Below are 22,392 nucleotides of genomic sequence, written 5' to 3'. Positions count from 1 at the left end.
CGGACGCAGAAAACCTTTGCAACTCAACCACTTAACTTGACACGTTCCGGTGCAGCGACTGGTTAGACTCACGGCATATTCTACTGCTGTGAATAAATTGAGTTATACCCTCAACTAGCTCAGGCACAACTGGCAGCGTTGGATCAGAATAGGAAGCATTTTGCTGTTCAGGGTCTAATGGAACAGCTTTTAACACGTGATTCATCCCCTCAATGATTCTAAGCTCTGCATCCGGCTTAGCCCTCTTCAGGTCTTGCGCCTCCCTTACAGACACTTGGATATCCGTTGTTCCTTGAACAATTAGAACAGGGACAGTGAGACGCCTAATCTCTTGGGCAGGGGTATAGCGAAACCAGGAAATGAGGTAGGGTTGGATGCTCGATCTGTAGAACTCATTGAGTTCTGGTGAAACAGAGGTCACTCTCTTCCCTTGCTCTAGAGCAGAAAGAATCTGCTCATTCTGTTGCCATAATGCATCTGGCAATCTAGGTCGCAGTTGATCTTGTAAAACTTGTGATGCAGTTTGGGCAATTCCGGCGATTGATACAAAAGCATCTGCTCCGGTTTTTTGGGTTGCCAGCATTCCAATCAGAGAGCCTTCGCTGTGACCAATTACGGTGATGCTTGAGAAACGAGAATCTGCCTGCAATTGCTGAATCCAAAGTGCAGCATCTTCAACATAGGTATCGAAACGCAAATCAGCTTCTTCAGGTCCTGCGGCTGCGCTTTCTCCAATCCCGCGCTTGTCATATCGGATTGAGGCAATGCCATGCTCCGCTAATCCTTCAGCGAGGAGTTTGAGGCTATTATTCTGCCCAGCTAGAGGATTGTTTCCATTGCGATCGGTCGGACCTGAACCCGCAATGATCAGCACCGCTGGCTCTGGCATATTAGACGCTGGAGTAATCTGTGTGCCATGGAGCGTGCCTGTTAACGTTGTAATGTGAACCTCGACAGGTGTTGAGGCTTGTGTCGTGTAACCCATAGATAGCAGTGATAAAGGTAGAGCGATTAGACAGGCAACCAGACTGACAGAACGGCGAGAATTGGCAGACATGGCATGGGGTGATCTATGTCGAATCCGTCAGATATTCTAATTTGATGAGACAAGAGAGTCTAACGGCAAAACGCAGCGGCGGCAGATAACCTTTAACTCAGCACCAGCAGCTTTCAACTGTCCGCTGCCGTGACGTGTTGGGCGGCGGTCTCCTTTGTCCAAGCATCAAATCACCTAGGCAAAGCATATCGCGCCTCCAACGCGTCGAAGAAGTTTTGCAGCTGCAGGCGCTTCCGTACTGCCAATCTCGCTCCCTCCGAATTTGTACAGGTCATAGCCTCTAAGCCTAAGCGCGCAGGCAACTAGTCAACCCACTAGCCTTCAGCAGTTTGAAGCCATTGAGCACTCGGCTTGCTCGATAATCACCTCAGCTACCTCCTAGCAGAGGCGGTCTAACGTTCGACATGAGCGGCGGCCACCGGCCAGCCGCGCGAAAAGCAACAATACAGCACCGCTGTAGCGCGTCTGGCCGGTGGATGTCCGCTCGATGGAGGGGTTAGGCACCGCCATGGTGACGCAGAACAAGGCCCGTAGCAGCAAACGCCTTGTTCCCCGTCAAGCGACCAGAAACCCGCTTCACCACTTCGAACCCTTCGCTAAGGTACAACTGTAGAGCGGCTTCATTGCCTTCGAGAACGTCGAGCGAAACCGGACCGGATTCACAAGAAATTGCCTCACGCACCAGCCGCCTCCCGACTCCGCGGCGCTGATGCCGCGGGCTGACGTAGAGCCAGGTGATTTCGCCTTCAGCGATTGCGATGAAGCCCAACGGAATGCCGTCGTCATCCGCGACCAGCACCTTACCATCGAACAGGCCCTCACCCTCTGCAGTCTCCTCAAGCGTCAGAAACGCGTCCATCAACCCGCTCGCCTCGAGTTCTTGCTTGCGCGCTTCATCATGGATCACACATAGATGTGGCCAGTCGGACGATTCGTACTCGCGGATCCGCATACGGTGCCTAACTATTAATTAGACAGAATTAATTCTGTCTAATCTCCCAAATCGGACATTAGCCCGAAAGGTTTTCCGTATAATACCCCTGATTTCGGAATTAGCCCGAGTTCTTCAGCGTTTCTTCGCTCTGTTTTCACCTTCTATTCTGCCTAAGATCCCAGAAACGGAATTAGACAGAATTTAGGGTGCTCTTATGGAATCACGACCTCGAAAATTGCTGGATCAAGTCCGCGATGTCATTCGTATGAAGCACTACTCATACCGCACTGAGAAGAGCTACGTGGCTTGGATTCGCCGCTTCATCCTCTTCTACAACAAACGTGACTCCAGCGAAATGGGAGCAACGGAAATCGAGCAGTTTCTTAGCTACTTGGCAATGCAGGAACACGTTGCTGCTTCGACTCAGAATCAGGCACTCAGTGCCTTGCTATTTCTCTACCGTGCAGCCTTCAGCTATAGCTCCGACAACGTCAGTGGCGACTGACTGAACAGAAACTCTTTTGCATTGTGTTGGAAATTAGCGATCGCCCCACTTGATTTTCAGGTTTGCGAGGGGATGCTATGAGCTTTTGAGAAGCATTGTCGAAAATAAGTAATGGCGTATTTTTTGTAGTACGCCTCAAACCATTAAAAACTCAGGCGATCGCAACTCAAATAATGCCGAATTAACTCATTTTGTGCAAAGCTAAGCAATCACAGTCATAAGGGCTTCGGTGGTTCTGAACCTTAATGTGGCAACGAATCGGCGTAGATTCATGCTTGCGAAGCGGTGTTGCTTTGTTGCCCGGAGGGGCAAACAGCCATCCCTTTCCTTCCCTTAATCGCCAGTATTTATGGACAATCCATACAACGAATAAAAATTCTTGATTTTGCCTACGCTAAGCACGTTGAAAATAGCCAAAATCGGACGACATATAATGAGTCACTTCGGCATTGTTGCTAGCGATTAACGTTGCTGTTCAGCAGTAGCAAGCTAACTTGGCAACGTACGAGTAGACTGGCTCTATCCGTTGCAACAGCCTTATTAGCTTGCGGCACAGATTTGCTGTTGAATTGGAATCTGAATAATAAACTCTGCTCCTTTACCAGATGTAGAGCTACAGAGCAGCTTGCCCCTATGCTTCTCAGTGATGATTTGGTGACTGATGGACATTCCCATGCCGGTTCCTTTTCCAGCGGGTTTTGTGGTGAAGAACGGATCGAAAATGCGTTGTTGAATCTCTTTGGGAATACCAGAACCATTATCGGCGATCGCAATTTCCACCGACTGATGATTAATCACAGAAGTGCGAATCGTAATTTGGCTCGGTTTGTTTTGGTCTTCTTGATAAGTTCGTTTTGCATCGAGTTCTTCTAAGGCATCAATTGCATTCGCCAAGATATTCATAAATGCCTGGTTCAGTGATCCGGCATAGCATGCTACAGGTGGTAATTGACCATAATCTCGAATCACCTGAATTTCTGGATGTTCAGGTTTATTTTTAAGGCGATGTTGCAGGATCAATAACGTGCTATCAATGCCTTCGTGAATATTTACGGCTTTGCATTCTGATTCGTCAACTCGAGAGAAAGTGCGGAGCGAGCGCACAATTTCGAAGATGCGCTGGGTGCCTATCTTCATGGAGGCGAGCGTTTTCGGCAGATCGTGCTGAATAAACTCTAAATCGAGATTTTCAGCAGCCGCTTGCAATTCGGGTGCAGAGTTGGCGCTGTGCTGCTGATACAACTGTACAAACGACAATACATCCTCGGTGTACTCTTGAACGTGAGAGAGATTGCCATGAATAAAGTTGATTGGATTGTTGATTTCATGAGCAACTCCCGCCACCAGTTGCCCTAACAGAGCCATTTTCTCAGACTGCACTAGCTGCACCTGAGACTGTTGCACTTGTTGCAGAGCCGCTCTGAGCTCGGCGGTGCGTTGCTCAACCTGTTGTTCCAGAGATTGCTGCAAATTGCGTAATTTTAATTGAGTGGTGACACGAGCCAGCAGTTCTGCTTCCTGAAAAGGTTTGGTCACGTAATCTACCGCACCCAGATTAAAGCCTCTGACCTTATCGGTTGTATCAGATAGGGCAGTCATAAAAATGATCGGAATCTCCCTGGTGGTGGGTGTAGCCTTGAGGCGATGGCAAGTTTCAAAGCCATCGATTCCCGGCATCATGACATCCAGCAAAATTAAATCGGGTTGGCTGATGGTTGCTTGTTTAATGGCACGTTCTCCATCAGTGGCGATTGCCACCTCAAACCCGGCATCTCCCAATGCTTCTGTAACTACCTCTAAATTGGTTGGTGTGTCATCAACTACCAAAATTAACGGAGCATCTTTCATGACTAGCCTCTCTGAGAGTAGGTTGTTTCATCGAGCAATTGCTGAATCACCACTTCCAATTTTGCGACCTGAAATCCCTTGCTTAGCTCAAGCAAATGCTGCATCAGCGGCGTATATTGAGGGTTTTGCTGTTCCAACGCTTTAGCAACCTCTACCATTTTTTTCAGTCGCCCCTGTTGGGCTAACTGAAGCAACTGTTCCAGGTCTTGTGAGGGAGGAACGACAAACGATGTGGATGGAGGATTACTGGGTAACTCAGACGTTGATGTTACAGGTTCAGAGCCTGAATCTATAGACTGATAAATCCAAGTCAAGTGCAAATGTTTGCGAAGCATCTGGAATAGGTCATCTGCCTGTACCGGCTTGACCAGAAAATCATTGCCACCTGCATCCAGGCTTTGCTGCTGATCCATACTAGAAACCGAAGCAGAGGAAACAATCACCGGCAAGGTTTTGAGACTGTCAGATTGTCGAATTTCTTGAAGAAACTGATAGCCGTCCATGACTGGCATCAAAATATCAGTGATGATCAAATTTGGCTTGACTTGCAGGGCTTTTTCGAGTCCACACTGACCATTTTCCGCTTCAACAACGACAAAGCCGAGGGGTTCTAACAAGTTGACAATCACGGAACGGTTTTCCCATTTATCATCAACAATCAGGACAGTTTGTTGTTCGCCGTAATAGCCCATCATCTGCTCACCAGACACATTGGTAGCAGTGTTTTGCCATCCGGTGGCGGTCGGTACTTCTACATCAAAGAAAAAGGTACTACCTACGCCGATTTGACTTTGCACCTGAATCTGGCTACCCATGAGTTGGGTAATGGTCTGGCTGATGGTGAGTCCTAACCCAGTACCTTCTGAGTTTCGTTTTTGGCTGCTGACCTGTTCAAACGGCTGAAAAATTTTTTCTACCGCGTCTGAACTGATGCCAATTCCGGTGTCCTGCACTTCAAATCGGAGTTTTATTGTCTTTTGTTTTTTATCATTAATCATTAGTCCTTGGTTATTAGTTGGTTGTTCTAGTTCTTGATCTATCACCGATGACCAATGACCATTAACCAATGACGAATCATCAATGACTTTTGCCTTAAATATCACCTTGCCTCGATCGGTAAACTTGACGGCATTGCCTAACAAATTGATCAAAACTTGTCTTAACCGCTTCTCATCAACCTCAATACCTTCTGGCAGGTTGGCATCGGATAGATAGACAAATTCAATCCCTTTTTGCTGGGCGCGGATACTCACAATCTCAGCAATTCCCTGTAACAATGCAGGCAAATGAACCGTGTGAGGGTCTAATTCCAACCGACGGGCTTCAATTTTGGAGATATCCAAAACGTCATTAATCAAGGTTAATAGGTGAGAACCGCACTGGTAGATGATATCGATGCCTTTGCGTTCTTTTTCGCCCCAGGCTTGTGAGCGCGTGAGAATTTGAGCGTAACCCAGGATGCCGTTGAGGGGGGTGCGGAGTTCGTGGCTCATGTTTGCCAAGAATTCGCTTTTGGCGCGATTTGCAGCATCCGCAACTTCACGCTTCTGTTCTAGTGAGGCATAAGATTCTGCCAGTTGGGTGGCCATCTGGTTGAATTCCTTTGCCAGTTGTTCAATTTCATCACCTGTGTGGATGTCGAGGCGGTAGTTCCAGTTACCTGTTCCTAGTTTGGCAGCACCCAGTTGTAAGCCTTCAATAGAACGGATCACTGGCAAGAGCGTGAGGGCGAACTGAGCAATAAAAATTAGCAATACCACGCCAATCAATCCATAGGTTGCTAGACTTGCCGTTTGTTTGAACTGCTCTGCCGCCTGCTGAGTGATAGCATCTTGCTGGCGAACTTCGTCCGTCAGAACATTGAGAAATAGTTGGATGTCGTCCTGAAATGAATTGATCGCTTTGACATCTTGCTGAGCCTGGCGAGCGGAAGACGCAGTTTGACTAGCTAATTCATCAACCAACCGGACTAAAAACTGATGGCGACGACGCACAACATCGGTTTGCCTTGCCTCCGGTATCAGGGTTTCCAGGGTTTCCAAGTCTGCCAAAAATTTCACCTTGGCTTGCTCGTAAGCGTCCAAATCGGCACGACCTTGATTGAGCAAGAGATAGTCTTTGAGAGCTGAGGTTTGTTCTTCCAGATCAAGGCGTAAGTCTTGGGTTTTGCGAACCGCCTGGTTCGTGCGATCGCGGCTTTTCTCGACCGCATTTTCAGTCTTCTGAATTAGAAGCGTACTGCCACCCACCACAGCAATGACTAATCCAATGGCGATCGTGGTAGAACCAATAAAGCGGGTGAGAATCTTCATTTTTCCGCAATCGTGATGGACTTCAAACGCTTATAAATCTCACGAATGGGGTCAAAATCAGCATCCTTTGCCAGGGTATATCCGGCTGATTTTGCGCCACTTACATCCACCACGCCCACCGGCGCATCAATCAAGGCTTGCTGGAGTTGTGCGATTTCTCCTGCTGTAAATTTGCTGGTATTAATCACAATGGGGGGCGTAGGAATTGGCTCCGATTCCCAGATAATTTTGTAGTTTGCAGCCGGAAGTGTGCCAGCCACTTGCGCTCGTAAAAAAGACGCCTTATCGTCGGCAATCGCATCAAATTCTCCCTTCGCCAATGCGATTTCCGCCTTGTCATGACTGCCGGGATAGCGAATACTGGCAAAGTCTCGCGTGGGATCAATGCCCTCTGCTCGCATTGCGTTCAACGGCATCAAAAAACCAGACGTAGAAGAGGGGCTAACAAAAGCAAATCGCTTGCCTTTCAAATCCTGTAACGACTCAATTTTCTTGTTGGCACCTGCCACAATGACGCTGGTATACCAAGGGCGACCCGTCGTTTCGTCAATGGGTAAGACTAACGGTTCAATACTGGCATTGCGCTCGTGGGACTTGATGTAGGTCAAGGCAGCTAGATACGCCATTTCTACCTTGTCCTCAACCAACAAATCCACGGCTGTAGCATAGTCTTTAGCAACCTGAAAATTAACGGAGCGGTTCATTTTTTGCTCCAGATAATCTGCTAGCGGCTGCAATTTTGCCTCTTGCTCTTCAGGGCTTTGCCAGGGAATGACGGCAACATCCAACGTCTCAGTATTCGATGTCTCAGACCTAGCCAGAGGAGACGAGGTTGGGCTGGCTTGAGAACTTGTGTTGGGAGAAGTTGCAGTGCAACTGACGCCGATCGCACCAATACAAAACATTAAAAAGAAGCTCAAAATGCGTCTGAGAGGGCGATCGAACCACTGGGAAAGAAGCCGCTGCATGGAATTACTCCTGCTCAGAATGAGTATAAATATCTGGTTAAATGGCGTTAATCAACTTGATTCTCCTTTAAGGTTCCCGGCAAATTATGCATAATCAATCTTTATTGTCAATCAGGAAGATTCAAATTCATTAATTTTTATCTCAACTTGAAAACCATAGTTAGAATTGCTTATTCAGTTGATACAACTGACGCTGACTTAGCAGGCAAAACTTGCCACTCTTGATCAGCAGGTCTTCCACTTTTCTCACAATCCGCCCGACTGTGGTTTCGTGCAACCTCCAACTCACCCCGATGTGGAATTGGCCGCGATACTCTCGCCAGTAGGCTAAGGCCACTAATACTTGGTCTTCGCCACTCAGCTTCGCTTGTCCCCCTCGGCGGCCTTGGCGCTCTAGGTAGGGACGTACCACTTGGACCATCTCATAGAAAGCACCACGGCTCACACCGCACCAGCGCTTGAATTCAGGATTTGCCAGATGCTCTAACTCTTGGTATCGCATCGCTCTTTCTGGAATTCATTTCTATCTAGAATTTAGCCTGCTTTTCCTCCCGACAATCGTCAACTGTCACACTGCTTTCCTATTCATGCAGGATGTCTACTGTTTTCTCTGAGATGGCTGAATGTAAAAACCTTAACAAAGATCAAAAGTGGGGATTAACACCATATTTCATATAGTTTGATATCTCAGACCAAAATAGCTATCGGAATTGAAGGACTTAAAGCATGGAGACTATGATTTAAGGTACCGAAAATTTATAAAAATTCTATCAATTAGGTAACTTCATTTGAGCTTGAAGTTGATGCTGTTTTTTAGGGAAGAAGGTGTGCTGTGAGAATTTTGCTAATTGAAGATGATCCAATCATCAGTTCCACTCTTGCTGAGACTCTTACTGCACATCACTACACAGTTAATCAAGCCGTAGATGGGCAAACAGGGCTAGAGTTGGCAGAAGCGTTTGAGTACGACCTGATTCTTTTGGATGTGGTGATTCCTAAATTGGACGGCATCCATGTTTGTAAGCAATTACGGAGTCAAGGATATCAAGCTCCTATCCTGCTGCTAACGGCAAAAGACAGCGCCACAGACCGAGTCATGGGCCTAGATGCAGGGGCCGATGATTATGTGGTGAAACCTTTTAACCTGGATGAGTTGATGGCACGCATTCGAGCACTTTTACGGCGTGGAAAGCCAATTCCATCCTCTGTGATCACTTGGGAAAACTTATATTTTGATCCAGTTAATAGTGAAATTATTTGCAACGATCGCCCTTTGCGCCTCACTCCCAAAGAATATTGCTTATTAGAGCTTTTCTTGCTCAACCCTAAACGAATTTTCAGTCGCAAAGCCATTCTCGATCGCCTATGGGACTTTTCAGAAGCTCCAGGCGAAGAAACGGTGAGTACACACATCAAATGCTTGCGGCAAAAATTGAAGGCTGCGGGTGCAGCTGATCCCGTTGAAACGGTTCATGGCCTCGGCTATCGACTGAGACCACCCTCTGAAACGCAATCCTCGGAATCGAAATTGCCCGCCATTCCCACCCCGAAGGGAGTAGAGGAGCAAAAGATAAAGGCAAAAACATCGAAGATTTGGCAAAAGTTTAAGGGTAAGTTTATTGAGCAATTCTCTACTTTGGAGCGAGTGGCTTTAGCGTTGAAAACAAATAGCTTTTCATTAGAGCTACAGCAGCAAGCCCAGCAAGAAGCGCATAAGTTGGCGGGATCGCTTGGCATTTTTGGGTTGATGCAAGGCTCTCAGCTAGCGAGGGAATTGGAAGATCTATTCCAAACCTCGGTCACTTTAGCAACTGCTGATATTGAAAAAATTATTGTGTTAGTAGAACTCTTGGGACAGGAGCTACAAAAAACGCCTGACACAGAGGGGGAATCGGCTGCATCAAACTATGCTCCGTTGGTTCTAATTGTGGATGATGACTTGCTCTTGGCCGATCGCATCCGAATTGAGGCGATCGCTTGGGGGCTGCGAGTTGAAGTGGCGACAGATTTGGTCGTGGCTCGTAAAGCGATCGCTCAGTCTCCACCGAATGTGGTGCTGCTCGATCTCAATTTTCCAGGAGCCGAGACTGGATTAGTGCTGCTGAAAGAGTTGATGCAACGCCAACCCCAGATTCCAGTCCTAGCCTTTACAGGACAAGGGAATCTAACGGACAGATTAGAAGTGGCGCGTCTAGGTGGGTGTGTATTCTTACAAAAGCCTCTGCCAACCTATGAGATTTTGAAAGCTGTCACGGATGTATTACACCAAAGCCAGATTCAGCATCATAACCAAATTTTGATCATGGATAATGATGGTACGGTGTTTGCCAGGATGTCAGAATTGCTACAACCTCTTGGTGTGGAAGTTACAGGGTTACGCGACTCAAAGCAGTTTTGGACAGTTTTAACAAATACAGCCCCTAATTTACTGGTGATTGACTTAGAGCTGTCTGGTTTTAGTGGCTTAGAGCTGTGTCAAACGGTGCGAAGTGATCCCAAATGGCGACATCTACCGATTGTGTTTCTGTCGGCACACACCGCAGTGGAGAAGATTGAGCAAGCCTTTGTCGTGGGCGCAGATGACTACATGAGCAAGGCGATCGCCGATGCCGAACTGGTGACGCGAATTATTCACCGACTGAAGCGCGGTGGGTTCCAAACTACGGAGACGCGAGAGGTATGAGGCTCTCTAAACTATGGCGGCGGTGTCAACCCTACGGAGTGGCGATCGCCTCTACTTTGATGGCTCTCCTGCTTACCCTACTCCTAGAGCCTTTCCTGAATCGTACGACTAACGCTTTTTTCTTTGTTGCAGTGGCCGTGACAACTTGGCGGGGAGGACTCAAACCAGGGATAGTGACCATTGTCCTCTCAACTCTGGTCATCAACTACTTTTTTATTCCGCCTCGATACGCATTCTTCCCCGTTACTGTCAGCGATGCGTTTCACTTAGTCATTCTTTCTCTGGTTGCCTTCATTATCAACTTCCTAAGTGATGATTTACGAGCGAGTAAACGAAAGATTGAACAGCTCAATCAACGCTTAGCCGCAGAAAGCGCAGAGCAACTGCGAGTTGCCTTAGCCGCTGCCTATATGAGCATGTGGGACTGGAATCTCCGGACTGGGGATCTCAGCTGGTCCGTCGGCCATGAACAGTTATTTGGTTTCGCACCGGGAACCTTTAATGGTAAGTACGAGACCTTTGAGGCTTGTATTTACCCAGAGGATCGAGAAAAGCTCAAACAGGCTGTGAATCGAGCGATTCAGAATCGCACTCCTTATCAGCATGAATTTCGCATTGTTTGGCCAGATGGTGCAGTTCATTGGATGGAAGGACGTGCCCAAATCGTTTACGACGAGATGGCTCAGCCTGTGCGAATGTCGGGAACGGTGATGAACATCGACGATCGCAAAAAATCTGAAACGGCTCTGGAGCGAAGCGAGCAGCAACTGCGAGCCATTTTCGACGCAGAGCCAGAATGCGTCAAGGTGATTACAGCTGATGGCATCTTGCTGAATATGAATGCGGCTGGGCTGTTCATGCTAGAAGCAGAGAGGCTGGAGCAGGTTCAAGGGCAGTGTGTCTGCTCGATGGTAAATCCGTCCCATCAGCAAGAGTTTCTGGAATTTACACAATGGGTGGCTCAAGGTGAATCGGGGATCTTAGAGTTTGAGATTACGGGGCTAAAAGGGACTCGTCGTTGGCTAGAGTCTCATGCAGTTCCTTTACAAACTCACAATGAACAAAATGAGCCTTTTACATATGTTCTGGCTGTAACTCGTGATGTTACCGAACGCAAGCGGGTAGAAGCAGAAGTTAAACAACTAAATGCAGAACTAGAGCAACGAGTTGTTGAACGAACGGCTGAACTTCGAAGAAGTAATGAGCTGCTCAATAGTTTCTTCAATGCGGCCTCTTCCGCTGCGATCGGGTTGTGTATTCATGATCGAGAGTTGCGATTTGTCCAAATCAACCAAGCGCTGGCGGACATTAACGGATATTCGGTCGAAGCTCATTTGGGTAAGACGACCTCAGAACTGCTGCCAGAACTGGCCCCTATCGTCAACCCGCTGATACAACAGGTTTTAGCCACAGGACAGCCCATTCTCAACTTAGAAATTGATGCGGCAGTGCCAAGCCAGCCTGAAGCCATGCGGTATTGGTTAGCCTCCTACTTTCCCATTTTAGGTAGTAACGGTAGCACTCAAACCGTTGGAGTTGGAGTGATTTTGATTGAAATCAGCGATCGCAAACGGGCTGAAGTGGCGTTGCAGAAAAGCGAGCAGAAGTTCCGCGCCATCTTTGAACAAACGTTTCAGTTCATTGGGTTGCTGACACCAGATGGCATCTTTCTGGAAATCAATCAGTCACCGCTCGATTTTGTTCAAACTCAGCGAGAAGCAGTGGTTCGACGTCCGCTTTGGGAGTTTCCCTCTTTAGCCGCTTCCGCTGAAACCCAAGCTATTGCTCGGACCGCGATCGCTCAAGCCGCCGCGGGTAACTTTTACCGTTCTGAGGTGACTGTACCCGGAGCAGGAGGGATCTCTGCTACGTTTGACTTCTCTGTTAAACCCATTTTAGATGAAGCGGGACAGGTGACCTTGCTGATTGTAGAAGGGCGAGACATCAGCGATCGCAAGGAAGCCGAAGCCATTCTTGAGGAATCTAATCAACGGTGGCAATCGCTGCTAGACGATGTGCAGTTAGTGGTTGTTGGGTTAGACCGCCTTGGCAATGTGTCTTATGTGAATCCGTTCTTCTTAAGCCTGACAGGGTATGACGCATCTGAAGTCATGGGTCAGCACTGGTTCACCAACTTTCTACCAGCGAGCCAAATTCAACCCGTGAATGTTGCCTTCCACAAAGTGCTAGAACAAGACTTTCATCCCCATTACCACAATCCAATTGTGCTGAAATCCGGTGAGGAGCGGATGATCTCTTGGAGCAACACCATCTTACGAGATGCTGATGGCAGGATCATTGGCACCATGAGTATTGGGGAAGACATCACCAAGCGCCAAGAAGTCGAGCGGATGAAAGTAGAATTCATTTCAATTGTCAGCCACGAACTCCGCACCCCCTTAACCGCCATTCGTGGAGCATTAGGGCTACTCGCGGCAGGAGTCTACGATAAAAAGCCGGAAAAAGGTCAGCGCATGTTGCAAGTGGCTGCTGAGCAGAGCGATCGCCTGGTTCGGTTAGTGAACGACATTTTAGATTTAGGACGCTTGGAATCTGGCAAAGTCACACTGACGAGGAAAATTTGTGACGCAGCGGCTCTGATCCAAGAGTCTGTAGAGACTATGCGTACCAATGCTGAACAAAACCAGATTGCTTTGTCCGTTAACGCTCCCCTCTTGCCAGTCTGGGCAGATTCGGACTCCATTATTCAAACCTTAACCAACCTACTGAGCAACGCGATTAAGTTCTCCCCACCCCATACAACGATTGTGGTCAGTGCAGAGCTAACTCGTAGCGAGGCGATTACAGGGTACCCTCAGGGCTCCGTTCCTCAGTCGCTAGTTTTATTTAAAGTTCAAGACCAAGGCCGAGGAATTCCTGCCGATAAGATAGAGGCCGTCTTTGAGCGATTTCAACAAGTGGATGCTTCTGACTCTCGCCAAAAGGGAGGCACAGGTCTAGGACTCGCCATTTGTCGTGGCATTATTGAGCAGCACAACGGTCGCATTTGGGCAGAAAGTGTCTTAGGCCAAGGCAGTACGTTTTACTTGACCTTGCCTACTACCCCACAATAGAGGACAAATAGGCTGGGTGTTTTTTTGAAGGTTGTAAAAGACTCCTATGACAACACGCCGTGTTTTAGTGATTGATGACGAAGAAGCAATCCAAGAAATTATCCAAGCGTGTCTAGAAGATTTGGGAGGCTGGGAGGTTCTAGTGGCAGGCTCAGGGAGTCAAGGTCTGTTAATTGCAGCCTCTGAACCATTGGATGGCATCCTGCTAGACGTTTCCATGCCAGAAATGAACGGTTTTGAAACGCTGCAAAAGCTACAGGAAAATCTTACGACGCAAAAGATTCCAGTTACCCTGCTGACAGCCAGAGTTCAGCCGGAAGACAAAGAGCAGTTCGCTCAGCTAGGAATTGCTGGGCTGATTCTCAAGCCCTTCGATCCCCTAACGCTGGTAGAGCAGGTTGCAGAAGTTTTTGGCTGGTAGCTTGAATTTGCTGCACCTTCAAAAAATCTTCAAATCTTTTTCATAACCTAAAGACTGACGTTGACTTTGCTTGGGGCATCAGCTCTCAAGAGCCAAAGTCAGCGTTTTAGTTATTGGGTAGTATTCACTCGCTAACTGCTGACATTAACAACACTTCAAGCCGAGGTGAGCCAGTGTGCCGTACAGAAACTCTCAAATGGTCGTGATACCCACTAAACGCATTCTTGTCATTGATGATGACGAACCTGTGCAAATGGTTGTGCAAAGCTGTTTTGAAGAATTAGCAGGTTGGGAAGTGGTTACTGCCAACTCTGGCCCCGAAGGACTAGCAAAAGCGAGCGCCGAGCCACCGGATGCGATCATTCTAGACATGATGATGCCAGGCATGGATGGACTGGCCTTCCTCCGCCACCTCAAAGCAAACCCTAAAACCCAGTCAATTCCTGTAGTGGTGCTCACTGCTCGAACCGACCTACTACAAAATTACAATTACTCCGCCTACGGAGTCGTAAGAACGATTGCTAAACCTTTTGACCCCATCTCATTAGTCTATCAAGTTGCTCAAGCTCTAGCTTGAAACTTGGGACCATAAAAACTGGTAGTGCCACAGCTACTTCTCTCAATTCCTAGTGGCCACCCGGATTAATAACAGTTGGGTGCGGGTACTTGATTGGACTCGTACAAAATAGTTCAAACAGAATCACCTAATTATTCACTATTACAACATTTTTGGTTTCTTCAAAACTTCTTCAAAACCTTTTGATAGTCTAAAAACAGGTTAGAGGATTTCCAATTTTCAGCGAAATCAACTAATACAATCTTTGACTACTCTATAAGATTTTGAAACTGATATGACCAGCTGTCCTCGCTATTCCTATCAATTGCTACGACACATTCGAGCCAACCAAAACTTTTGGTTTTGTTGTTATTGCTGGCAAGAAATGTCTGATTGGAAGTGCGAAAGAAATGATTTGAGCCTGAAAGGATTGGGCCTTGGGCTAACGGTGGGCCAAGAGACAGCTGTATTGGCCAAACTTTAAGTATCAGGTTAAGTCCGCTAAAGCTAAAAAATACAAAAAAGCTATTCAAACTTAGGAATTGCATCTCAGTCCTAGGCATCCTTGAGCTGAAAATCCTATTTCCGGATCTATCTAATGAGCAACTTAATGCTGTCCCAAAATCCATCTATAAAAGCCATGCAAATATTAGGAAACAGCTTGGAACCTTACTTTCATCAAGAGCATGCGCGCATTTTGATCGTAGAAGATAATCCAATCATGCGGAGGCTGCTTTGCCAAACGATGCGGGCGGAGGGCTACCAGGTCATGGAAGCTTGTGATGGAGAAGAGGGATTAGCAGCTTATGAGCGATTTCAACCGGATTTAGTGCTCTTAGATGCTGTAATGCCAGGGATGGATGGCTTCGCCTGCTGTCGGCAACTCAAAGATTTACCGGGTAGCTCTCACACCTCCATCATGATGATTACGAGCCTTGATGATCCAGAATCGGTCAACCAAGCTTTTGCTGCCGGAGCCTTAGATTACGTTACTAAACCGATTCACTGGACCTTGTTGCGTCAGCGAGTTGAGCGCCTATTGCAGGCACAGCGAGACACTTTAGAATTGCAAAGCCAAATGAAACGAGAGCGGGTGATCGGATCGATCGCTCAACGCATTCATCAATCTCTTGATTTGGCAGAAATTCTGAATGTAGCCGTGGCAGAGATCCGACAGTTTCTCCAGACCGATCGAGTGATGATCTATCGCTTTAACTCAGAAGGGTGTGGGACTGTGAGTGTAGAATCCGTTGCTCCCCCGTGGGCCTCTGTTTTAGGCCAATGCATTCGAGATTCTTGTTTTAATGATAAATATACAGATCTCTATCGTTTAGGCCGCATTCGGATCATTGAAGACATTCACAATGCCAATTTAACTCCCTGCCACGTTGATTTTTTGACTCAGTTTCAGGTCAAGGCCAATATGGTCGTGCCGATTTTGCAAGGAGAGCATTTGTGGGGCTTGCTCATTGCTCACCATTGCCAAGCGACTCGCTATTGGCGGATGTGGGAGGTGGAGTTAGCTGAGCGATTAGCGATTCAACTGGCGATCGCCATCAAGCAATCGGAGCTATATCAGCAAGTGCAGCAGCTCAACACAGAGCTAACGTACCAAGTGCAAGACCATATTGTAGAACTCCAGCAAGCTTTGAGATTTGAAGCCACGTTGAAACGGATTACAGATAAAGTCCGCGATAGCTTAGATGAAGACCAAATTCTCCAAACCGCTGTAGAAGAATTAGCGATAGCTTTGGATGTTGGGTGTTGTAATGCTGCTTTATATGACTATAGCCACAACACCTCCCACATCCGTTATGAGTTTACTCGTTTCCTTGCAGGTTGCCGTGGACAAGTAATTTCAATGGAGTACTACCCAGAGATTTACCAACAGTTGCAACAGGGTCAGTGCTTTCAGTTCTGTGCCCCTAGTGCTCACCTACCAAACACACAGACGGCCATATTTGCTTGCCCGATGATGAATGGTGCTGAAGCCATTGGTAACCTGTGTTTGATTAACTCTCAGCACAAGGTTTTGAGTGCATCGGAAGTTCGCTTAGTGGAGCAAGTAGCCAATCAGTGTGCGATCGCCCTACGTCAAGCTCGTCTGTATCAAGCGGCTCAAGCTACAGTTACTGAGCTAGAAAGACTGAATCAGTTAAAAGATGATTTTTTGAGTACGGTCTCTCATGAACTTCGTTCTCCCATCTCTAACATGCGTTTAGCGATTCAAATGTTAGAGCGCAACGTTACTCAAAGCCAGATGTTATGTGGAGGACAAGTCAATCGAAATTCTAGTTGTAGTAAAAGTGCGACTTATCTGCAAATACTCCGTGATGAATGTGAAAGAGAGATCTCCCTGGTTAATGATTTACTGGACTTGCAACGGCTGGAAGCAGAATATCAACCTCAGCAAACAGATGTAATTCAGCTACCAGAATGGGTTTTGGGTCTTGTTGCTTCCTTTGAAGAACGCATCAATGATCGGCAGCAGACCCTAATTCTTGACCTTGAACCTGAATTGCCAGATTTAGTCACAGATGCAATTGGCCTCAAACGCATACTGACCGAGCTACTTCATAATGCCTGCAAGTACACACCGCCAGAAAAATCAATTACGGTTGCTGCTCATCGGCAAACAAACAAGCTGTATTTAAGCGTCACTAACACTGGTGTGGAAATATCACCTGAAGAGCTACCCCGCATCTTTGACAAGTTCTACCGCATTCCCAATGGAGATCCTTGGAAACAGGGAGGCACAGGACTAGGTTTAGCGTTGGTGAATAAGTTGGTGAATCACTTAGGTGGTTCCATCCAAGTCATGAGTGCCGCTAGACAAACTTGTTTTACTCTTGAGCTTCCTCTTTAAGAAGGCGATCGCTCCTGGCCGCGCTATGGGTAACTATGTATGTTTGTAACGTCTTTAACACCTTCAAAAATTCTTCATTTTTTCGTTCTAATTTTAAGACAGTTTAGTTCTTCAATGAAACTAGTTCCTCCTAAGTAAAATCCGCAGAATACTCGATGTATTAAATGTTAGAAGAAGTAACAATTTCCATGACTCCAGGAACAAAGGAATCTTCCTTAATTCTGATTGTGAATAATGATCTTCTAACTGGCCTGCAATTGCAACTGTATTTGCAAAAAGAAGAATACCGAGTCGCGAAAGCGAGTGATGGGCTGGCGGGGTTGGTAGACTACACGGAACTACAACCAGGGTTGATTTTTTTGGATGCACTGATGCCTAATAAGCAAGGTTAAAAGCCATGATAGGAATTAGCCTAGCTTGGGAAATCTGACATCTCATGTGGTTGCATCCAAAAAATTGACAGTCTTGAATTACGAACCAAATGCAATCTATACACCTCTTAGAGAAAGCTTTAAAGTATGTTTCAAAAAATGACATTACAGAGTCGGCTAACTTCCTCGTTCATATTCATGGGGGTACTGGTTTTAGGAGTCGCAACGATTGGCTGGAATGGTAGTAATCGGCTTAGTCAATCTATAGATACATTAGGCAATAACAGCTTACCTAGCGTGGCGGGTCTATGGAAAATTAACGAAGGGCAAACCCAAATCGAATCATCTGAGCGGCTTTTATTTGACCCTAACATTACTGATGATGAGCGGCAGGCTGCACTAGAGCGAGTTGATAAGGCTTGGAAGCAAATTGAAGCAGGATTTCAGCAGTACGAGGAAACACCTCGAGGAGCGGATGAGGATAGATTATACAAACAATTTCTGCAGGATTGGGATAGTTGGAAGCAGGCTCACCAAGAGCTACTGAGAATGGAAAGAGAGTTCCGTCAGCTCAACCTCTCAAATCCTTGGGAGCAGCAAGCTGAGTTACTCACACAAAACAAGCAGACTCCGGATAAAATCGCAGCCCTAAACAAAGCTTTGGATCTCCGCCAAGAAATGGATATTCACGGAGCCAACAGAGAAGAGCCTTTGTTTGAAGCGGCGACTGATTCGGTTCTAAAAGTCATTGACGTCAATGAAAGGATCGCTGAAGAGTCAATCAAGAACGCAAACCAGGCTGTGAACCAAGCGACTTTTTCTGTATTAGCTGGAATTATTGTCGGCCCAACGCTAGCTGTTATTTTTGGCATCTATTTCAGCCAGACCATTGCCAAGCCATTAGGTGAAAAGATTACTGGAGTTGTGCAGCGAATTGTTAGCTCTTCTACAGAGATTGCCGTGACCGTAGCGCAGCAGGAACGGACCGCAACGCAACAAGCCGCATCAGTCAACCAAACAACTACAACCATGAACGAGCTAGGAGCTGCCGCCAGGCAATCAGCGAGCCAAGCTGAGCTAGCCGCCGCAGGTGCGCAACAGGTGTTGAAGTTGGTGGATGGTCATAGTAGCCATGTCTCAACGACTGGTCTTGGCCTGAGCTTGAAAGAGAGTGTGCAGCAGATGGCTGAAGAGATTTCGCGCTTAAGCGAACAGACGAGTCAGATTGGTAGCATCTCTGATCTAGTACGAGACTTGGCCAACCAAACGAATATATTGGCGCTCAATGCAGCAGTGGAAGCCGCCAGAGCAGGGGATCATGGCAAAGGGTTTGCAGTTGTAGCTGCTGAGATTCGTAAGCTGGCTGATCAAAGCCGTAAATCAGCAGAACGCATTAACGGACTTGTCTCCGATGTCCAAAAGTCAACCAACTCTACCGTTATGGCGGCTGATGAAGGCACAAAAACAGTGGAGGGAATTGTCACGGCAATTAACAACATCACGACCAATAGCCAACAAATTTCGCTCACTGCTAAACAACAAGCGATCGCGATTCAACAAGTCGTCGATGCGATGAATTTGATTGATCAAGGGGCGCTGCAAACAGCGAGTGGTATTGCTCAGACTAAAGCAGAAACTCAGAACCTCAGTGAGACGGTTTTGGAGCTGCGCCAGATTGCTTAGCTTGAAGGAGTATGGTTAAACTCAGCGGAGCAGTCACCCACTCCGCTGAGTTTAACCACACCCCACTAGGATGAGGGTGTGCTGCCCAGCCAGTATTCATCGCTCATGTTTTCATAAGTACAAGAAATTAATACCTCTGTTGGTAGTTTTCATCTCTACCTCTCGGTTTAGAGAATACAGCCATTCCCTACAAGCCTTTCTACTTCCATGAGCAATAAGACGACACAAGTGGTCCTTTACTCCATCTATGTTGAGCAAAGTGCCGTTGTGCTGTACCTCGATAATGGAATGGATTACAGACCAGGCCGTTTTATCTCTAATCAGTCGGACTATCAGATGGCTTATGAATTTGCCCTGCAACTAGCCAGTCAAAAAGGACTGACCTTGATCAACCAGGTCGCGGAGGCTTGCAACTAAAAGCGTTCGGCCCCTACTCAGACTGTCTTAGAAGCTGGATCACAATTTCTATCAATGCATCCGGCAGGATTGGCTTCGTGAGGTATTGCTGAAAGCCCAGTTCTAGCGATCGCTCCTGCCATTCCTTTCCGGCGTAACCTGTCAAGGCAATCGCAGGCACCTGCCACCCTAGTTCCACTTCCAATGTGCATAATTTTCGCCAATATTCCAGGACCCGTAGCAGTTGCTCTTCGACCTTCAGCTTAGGCTGTCCACCCGTTTGCCGCGACAGTTGAGATGCGGGCATAGAACTGCAACCTCTGCTCGAAGGTCCCTCGATGCACCCCGCACCTGCGCTTAAAGGTACTTAGTTTGAGACATTTGAGTTGTTCATAGGTCATGGCTAGTTCCTCCTTGACCTACTTCTATCCACCTTCTACCTATTCACGCAAGAGCTCTAGCCTAGAATTAGGCACTAAAGCTTAAATTAGGGATCTGCCTTGGGAAAGAATGATTTGGTGTTGGCAAAAAGTTACTCTAGAACATAAACGCGGTTGCCGAGAAACTGTCAGCTCAGTTAATAGAGTGGTTACAGTCTCTTCGGCATCATTGCGATCACAGGTTTAGGAGATTGAGCTTCTAACTTGGGGTATCTGTCTGGTGAAATAGGTAAAATCACCATTGTGCGATGGCTCAGCTAGGGGCGTTATAGAGAAGGGAAATTTAAGATGGCGCATGTTCTATTAGTAGATGATGAAGAGGCTCTACGAGCTAGTCTCTCCTACGCCTTAATCCGAGAAGGTTATCAAGTAACTACAGCAGGCGATGGGCAAACCGCTCTGAAGTTATTCCACAAACAAGTTCCAGATGTGATTATTCTAGATTTGATGCTGCCTGGCATTAGTGGCATGGAACTATGCTGGCGCATTCGAGCTTTTTCTAACGTCCCAATTGTGATGTTGACCGCCAAAGACCAAGATATTGACAAAGTCTGGGGCTTGGAAGCGGGCGCAGATGACTATGTGACGAAGCCGTTTAATACACGAGAACTCTTAGCTCGGATCAAAGCAGTGATTCGGGGACGCTCTGTGGGTCAAGCGGCGCAATCGTGAGGACTGAGCAAGACCTAGATGCAGGCCTAAAGTCTCCTTCAAAGCGCGTCCTGAACTGGTTGCCTACTCGGATGCGCTGGAACTCTATTTACCGCAAACTATTTATTACCTATCTAGCCCTAACTGCATTAGGGACTTCGTTTTTAGCGGCTTATATTCTCTGGTCATTCCACGGTTACTTCATGCGTAGCCGTCAGGCAGATATCAATACCTGGGCGAATGCTTTGAGTGAGAGTGTAGCAGAAGCTTTGGCAGAGGATGATCTGGCCCGAGCTACTGTAACCGTGCAAAGATACGGTCAGTCGGAAGCTGTCACCTTACGAATCTTTAACCCTCAAGGCCGACTCTTAGCAACTTCAGCTCCGGACCAAGACCGACAAGTATTGAACTGGCTAGAAGTACCTGGAATTGCCGCAGCGCTGCAAAAACGTGCAACTCAGGGAGTGGCCAAAGGGGTCTTATCGAATGACGATCGCTTGTACTCTACTGTCCCGATCATCCGCAACGGGGAATTCTTAGGGGTTTTGCGGATGTCGATTACGCTGGAGCAGTTTCAACGGCAATTTCGCAATGTTGCTCTGACTGTTCTAGGAACGCTGGCCTTGACGGTGGTTCTTTGCGCCTTGATCAGCGAATGGTTGGCTCGGAATATGGCTCGCCCCATCCAGGCCATGCGTAACTTTGCCATACAGATTGGCAGCGGTCATCTAGGCGAGGAACTCAGCATTCAGCAAGCAGACGAACTGGGTCAGCTGGCTACAGAACTGAACCGCATGAGTAAGCGCTTGGCTTCTCTGGACAAGGAGCGACGTGCTTTTTTAGCTAGTGTCTCCCACGAACTGCGGACGCCCGTGAGCAATGTTTTAGTGACAGTGGAAGCCTTAAAGAGTGGTGCCAGTGAAGAACCCGAGTTGCGCGATCGCTTTATCCAAACGGTTGAAGACGAAACCAAACGGCTCGCTCGCTTAATTCACGACTTACTAGACTTGGGCCGATTAGAAGCAGGAGTTGCGCCCCTAGAGCAACAGCCGGTCAACTTGCGGGATTTGGTGAACCGAGCGGTGCGAGCGGTAGAATCTCGCATGCAATCTAAAGGCATTGGCATTCAGATGGATGTGGCCAACATGCAGAGCCAAGGAGATCCAGAACGTTTGCTGCAAGCCTTTATGAATATTCTGGATAACGCCATCAAGCACTCGATTCCTGACACTCAGGTCTTTGTTGTGGGGCGATCGCAGAACGGTGAAGCGATTGTTACGATCCGGGACCAAGGCCCTGGCATTAGTGAAGCTGCGTTACCTCATATTTTTGAGCAGTTTTATACGGCTGATCCGTCCCGCCAAGGCAGTGGCACTGGGCTAGGATTGGCGATCGCTCGCCGGATTGTCGAAGCTCATCAGGGCACGATTACAGCGATTAGCCCCCCTGGTAAGGGTGCAACGTTTAGAATAAAGCTGCCATGCACTAATCCAGCGGCACTGGCAAAAGCAAATGGCGTTGCTGAATAGGTAATGATTTAAGCTGAGAGAGGAATTGTCCGATACTTCAAATAATGCAGCAGCAACCGAAGTGAACACTTCAACATCTCAACTGATTTGGAGTAGCA

The 22,392-nt window shown here is 47.3% G+C and carries 18 protein-coding genes; 11 read left to right on the top strand and 7 right to left on the bottom strand.

Annotated features, from left to right (window positions below):
* Nucleotides 1-31 precede the first annotated feature (31 nt).
* Together H6F72_RS28750 and H6F72_RS28745 are read right to left on the bottom strand one after the other, a co-directional pair.
* Nucleotides 32-1,057: an alpha/beta hydrolase gene (locus tag H6F72_RS28750; protein ID WP_242017207.1), complete on the bottom strand. Its 1,026-nt coding sequence runs from the start codon at nucleotides 1,055-1,057 to the stop codon at nucleotides 32-34.
* Nucleotides 1,058-1,553: 496 nt separating this feature from the next.
* The gene (locus H6F72_RS28745; RefSeq protein WP_190443320.1) at nucleotides 1,554-2,009 is read right to left on the bottom strand and encodes a GNAT family N-acetyltransferase; all 456 of its coding nucleotides are present in this window, start codon (nucleotides 2,007-2,009) and stop codon (nucleotides 1,554-1,556) included.
* A gap of 196 nt (nucleotides 2,010-2,205) precedes the next feature.
* Between H6F72_RS28745 and H6F72_RS28740 the strand changes: the two genes are divergently transcribed.
* A complete protein-coding gene (locus H6F72_RS28740) occupies nucleotides 2,206-2,496 on the top strand; it encodes a phage integrase N-terminal SAM-like domain-containing protein (RefSeq protein ID WP_190443318.1) in 291 nt (96 codons plus the stop codon).
* Nucleotides 2,497-3,036: 540 nt separating this feature from the next.
* Here the strand turns inward: H6F72_RS28740 and H6F72_RS28735 are convergent.
* The 4 genes from H6F72_RS28735 to H6F72_RS28720 all read right to left on the bottom strand — a co-directional run bounded on the left by H6F72_RS28735 (nucleotide 3,037) and on the right by H6F72_RS28720 (nucleotide 8,126).
* On the bottom strand, nucleotides 3,037-4,344 hold the full coding sequence (locus H6F72_RS28735) for a sensor histidine kinase (protein ID WP_190443315.1): 1,308 nt from the start codon (nucleotides 4,342-4,344) through the stop codon (nucleotides 3,037-3,039).
* A 2-nt stretch (nucleotides 4,345-4,346) separates the two neighbouring features.
* Nucleotides 4,347-6,656: a response regulator gene (locus H6F72_RS28730; protein WP_190443312.1), complete on the bottom strand. Its 2,310-nt coding sequence runs from the start codon at nucleotides 6,654-6,656 to the stop codon at nucleotides 4,347-4,349.
* A complete protein-coding gene (gene phnD, locus H6F72_RS28725) occupies nucleotides 6,653-7,624 on the bottom strand; it encodes a phosphate/phosphite/phosphonate ABC transporter substrate-binding protein (RefSeq protein ID WP_190443311.1) in 972 nt (323 codons plus the stop codon). Before phnD ends, H6F72_RS28730 begins: the two co-directional genes overlap by 4 nt.
* A gap of 160 nt (nucleotides 7,625-7,784) precedes the next feature.
* Complete coding sequence (locus tag H6F72_RS28720; RefSeq protein ID WP_190443310.1) at nucleotides 7,785-8,126, bottom strand: transposase family protein; 342 nt, start codon at nucleotides 8,124-8,126, stop codon at nucleotides 7,785-7,787.
* A 330-nt stretch (nucleotides 8,127-8,456) separates the two neighbouring features.
* Between H6F72_RS28720 and H6F72_RS28715 the strand changes: the two genes are divergently transcribed.
* The 8 genes from H6F72_RS28715 (at nucleotide 8,457) to H6F72_RS28680 (ending at nucleotide 19,695) form a co-directional block, all read left to right on the top strand.
* On the top strand, nucleotides 8,457-10,307 hold the full coding sequence (locus H6F72_RS28715) for a response regulator (RefSeq protein ID WP_190443309.1): 1,851 nt from the start codon (nucleotides 8,457-8,459) through the stop codon (nucleotides 10,305-10,307).
* Nucleotides 10,304-13,381, top strand: coding sequence for a PAS domain S-box protein (locus H6F72_RS28710; RefSeq protein ID WP_190443308.1), 3,078 nt, complete (start codon nucleotides 10,304-10,306; stop codon nucleotides 13,379-13,381). Before H6F72_RS28715 ends, H6F72_RS28710 begins: the two co-directional genes overlap by 4 nt.
* Nucleotides 13,382-13,427: 46 nt before the next feature.
* Nucleotides 13,428-13,802 (top strand): response regulator, encoded by a 375-nt coding sequence (locus H6F72_RS28705; protein ID WP_190443306.1) that lies wholly within the window; start codon nucleotides 13,428-13,430, stop codon nucleotides 13,800-13,802.
* Nucleotides 13,803-13,977: 175 nt separating this feature from the next.
* Nucleotides 13,978-14,379: a response regulator gene (locus H6F72_RS28700; RefSeq protein ID WP_348252629.1), complete on the top strand. Its 402-nt coding sequence runs from the start codon at nucleotides 13,978-13,980 to the stop codon at nucleotides 14,377-14,379.
* Nucleotides 14,380-14,956: 577 nt separating this feature from the next.
* Nucleotides 14,957-17,224 carry a GAF domain-containing protein gene (locus H6F72_RS28695; protein WP_370527579.1) on the top strand — a complete coding sequence of 756 codons (2,268 nt, stop codon included), beginning with the start codon at nucleotides 14,957-14,959 and terminating at the stop codon, nucleotides 17,222-17,224.
* A 188-nt stretch (nucleotides 17,225-17,412) separates the two neighbouring features.
* Nucleotides 17,413-17,616, top strand: a complete 204-nt coding sequence (locus H6F72_RS28690) for a response regulator (protein ID WP_190443302.1) — start codon at nucleotides 17,413-17,415, stop codon at nucleotides 17,614-17,616.
* 138 nt (nucleotides 17,617-17,754) lie between these two features.
* A complete protein-coding gene (locus H6F72_RS28685) occupies nucleotides 17,755-19,278 on the top strand; it encodes a methyl-accepting chemotaxis protein (protein ID WP_206755474.1) in 1,524 nt (507 codons plus the stop codon).
* A gap of 207 nt (nucleotides 19,279-19,485) precedes the next feature.
* A complete protein-coding gene (locus H6F72_RS28680) occupies nucleotides 19,486-19,695 on the top strand; it encodes a hypothetical protein (protein WP_190443298.1) in 210 nt (69 codons plus the stop codon).
* Nucleotides 19,696-19,708: 13 nt separating this feature from the next.
* Here the strand turns inward: H6F72_RS28680 and H6F72_RS28675 are convergent, their stop codons facing one another.
* Complete coding sequence (locus H6F72_RS28675; RefSeq protein WP_190443296.1) at nucleotides 19,709-19,981, bottom strand: hypothetical protein; 273 nt, start codon at nucleotides 19,979-19,981, stop codon at nucleotides 19,709-19,711.
* A 421-nt stretch (nucleotides 19,982-20,402) separates the two neighbouring features.
* Between H6F72_RS28675 and H6F72_RS28670 the strand changes: the two genes are divergently transcribed.
* Together H6F72_RS28670 and H6F72_RS31300 are read left to right on the top strand one after the other, a co-directional pair.
* The gene (locus H6F72_RS28670; protein ID WP_190443294.1) at nucleotides 20,403-20,786 is read left to right on the top strand and encodes a response regulator transcription factor; all 384 of its coding nucleotides are present in this window, start codon (nucleotides 20,403-20,405) and stop codon (nucleotides 20,784-20,786) included.
* Entirely contained in the window at nucleotides 20,783-22,294 is a 1,512-nt protein-coding gene (locus H6F72_RS31300) for an ATP-binding protein (RefSeq protein ID WP_370527578.1), read from the top strand. Before H6F72_RS28670 ends, H6F72_RS31300 begins: the two co-directional genes overlap by 4 nt.
* Nucleotides 22,295-22,392: the final 98 nt, after the last annotated feature.

The organism is Trichocoleus sp. FACHB-46, from assembly GCF_014695385.1.
Taxonomy (GTDB): Bacteria; Cyanobacteriota; Cyanobacteriia; order FACHB-46; family FACHB-46; genus Trichocoleus.
The sequence above is the reverse complement of the archived record's forward strand: the minus strand, read 5'-3'. Positions and strand labels throughout refer to the sequence as shown.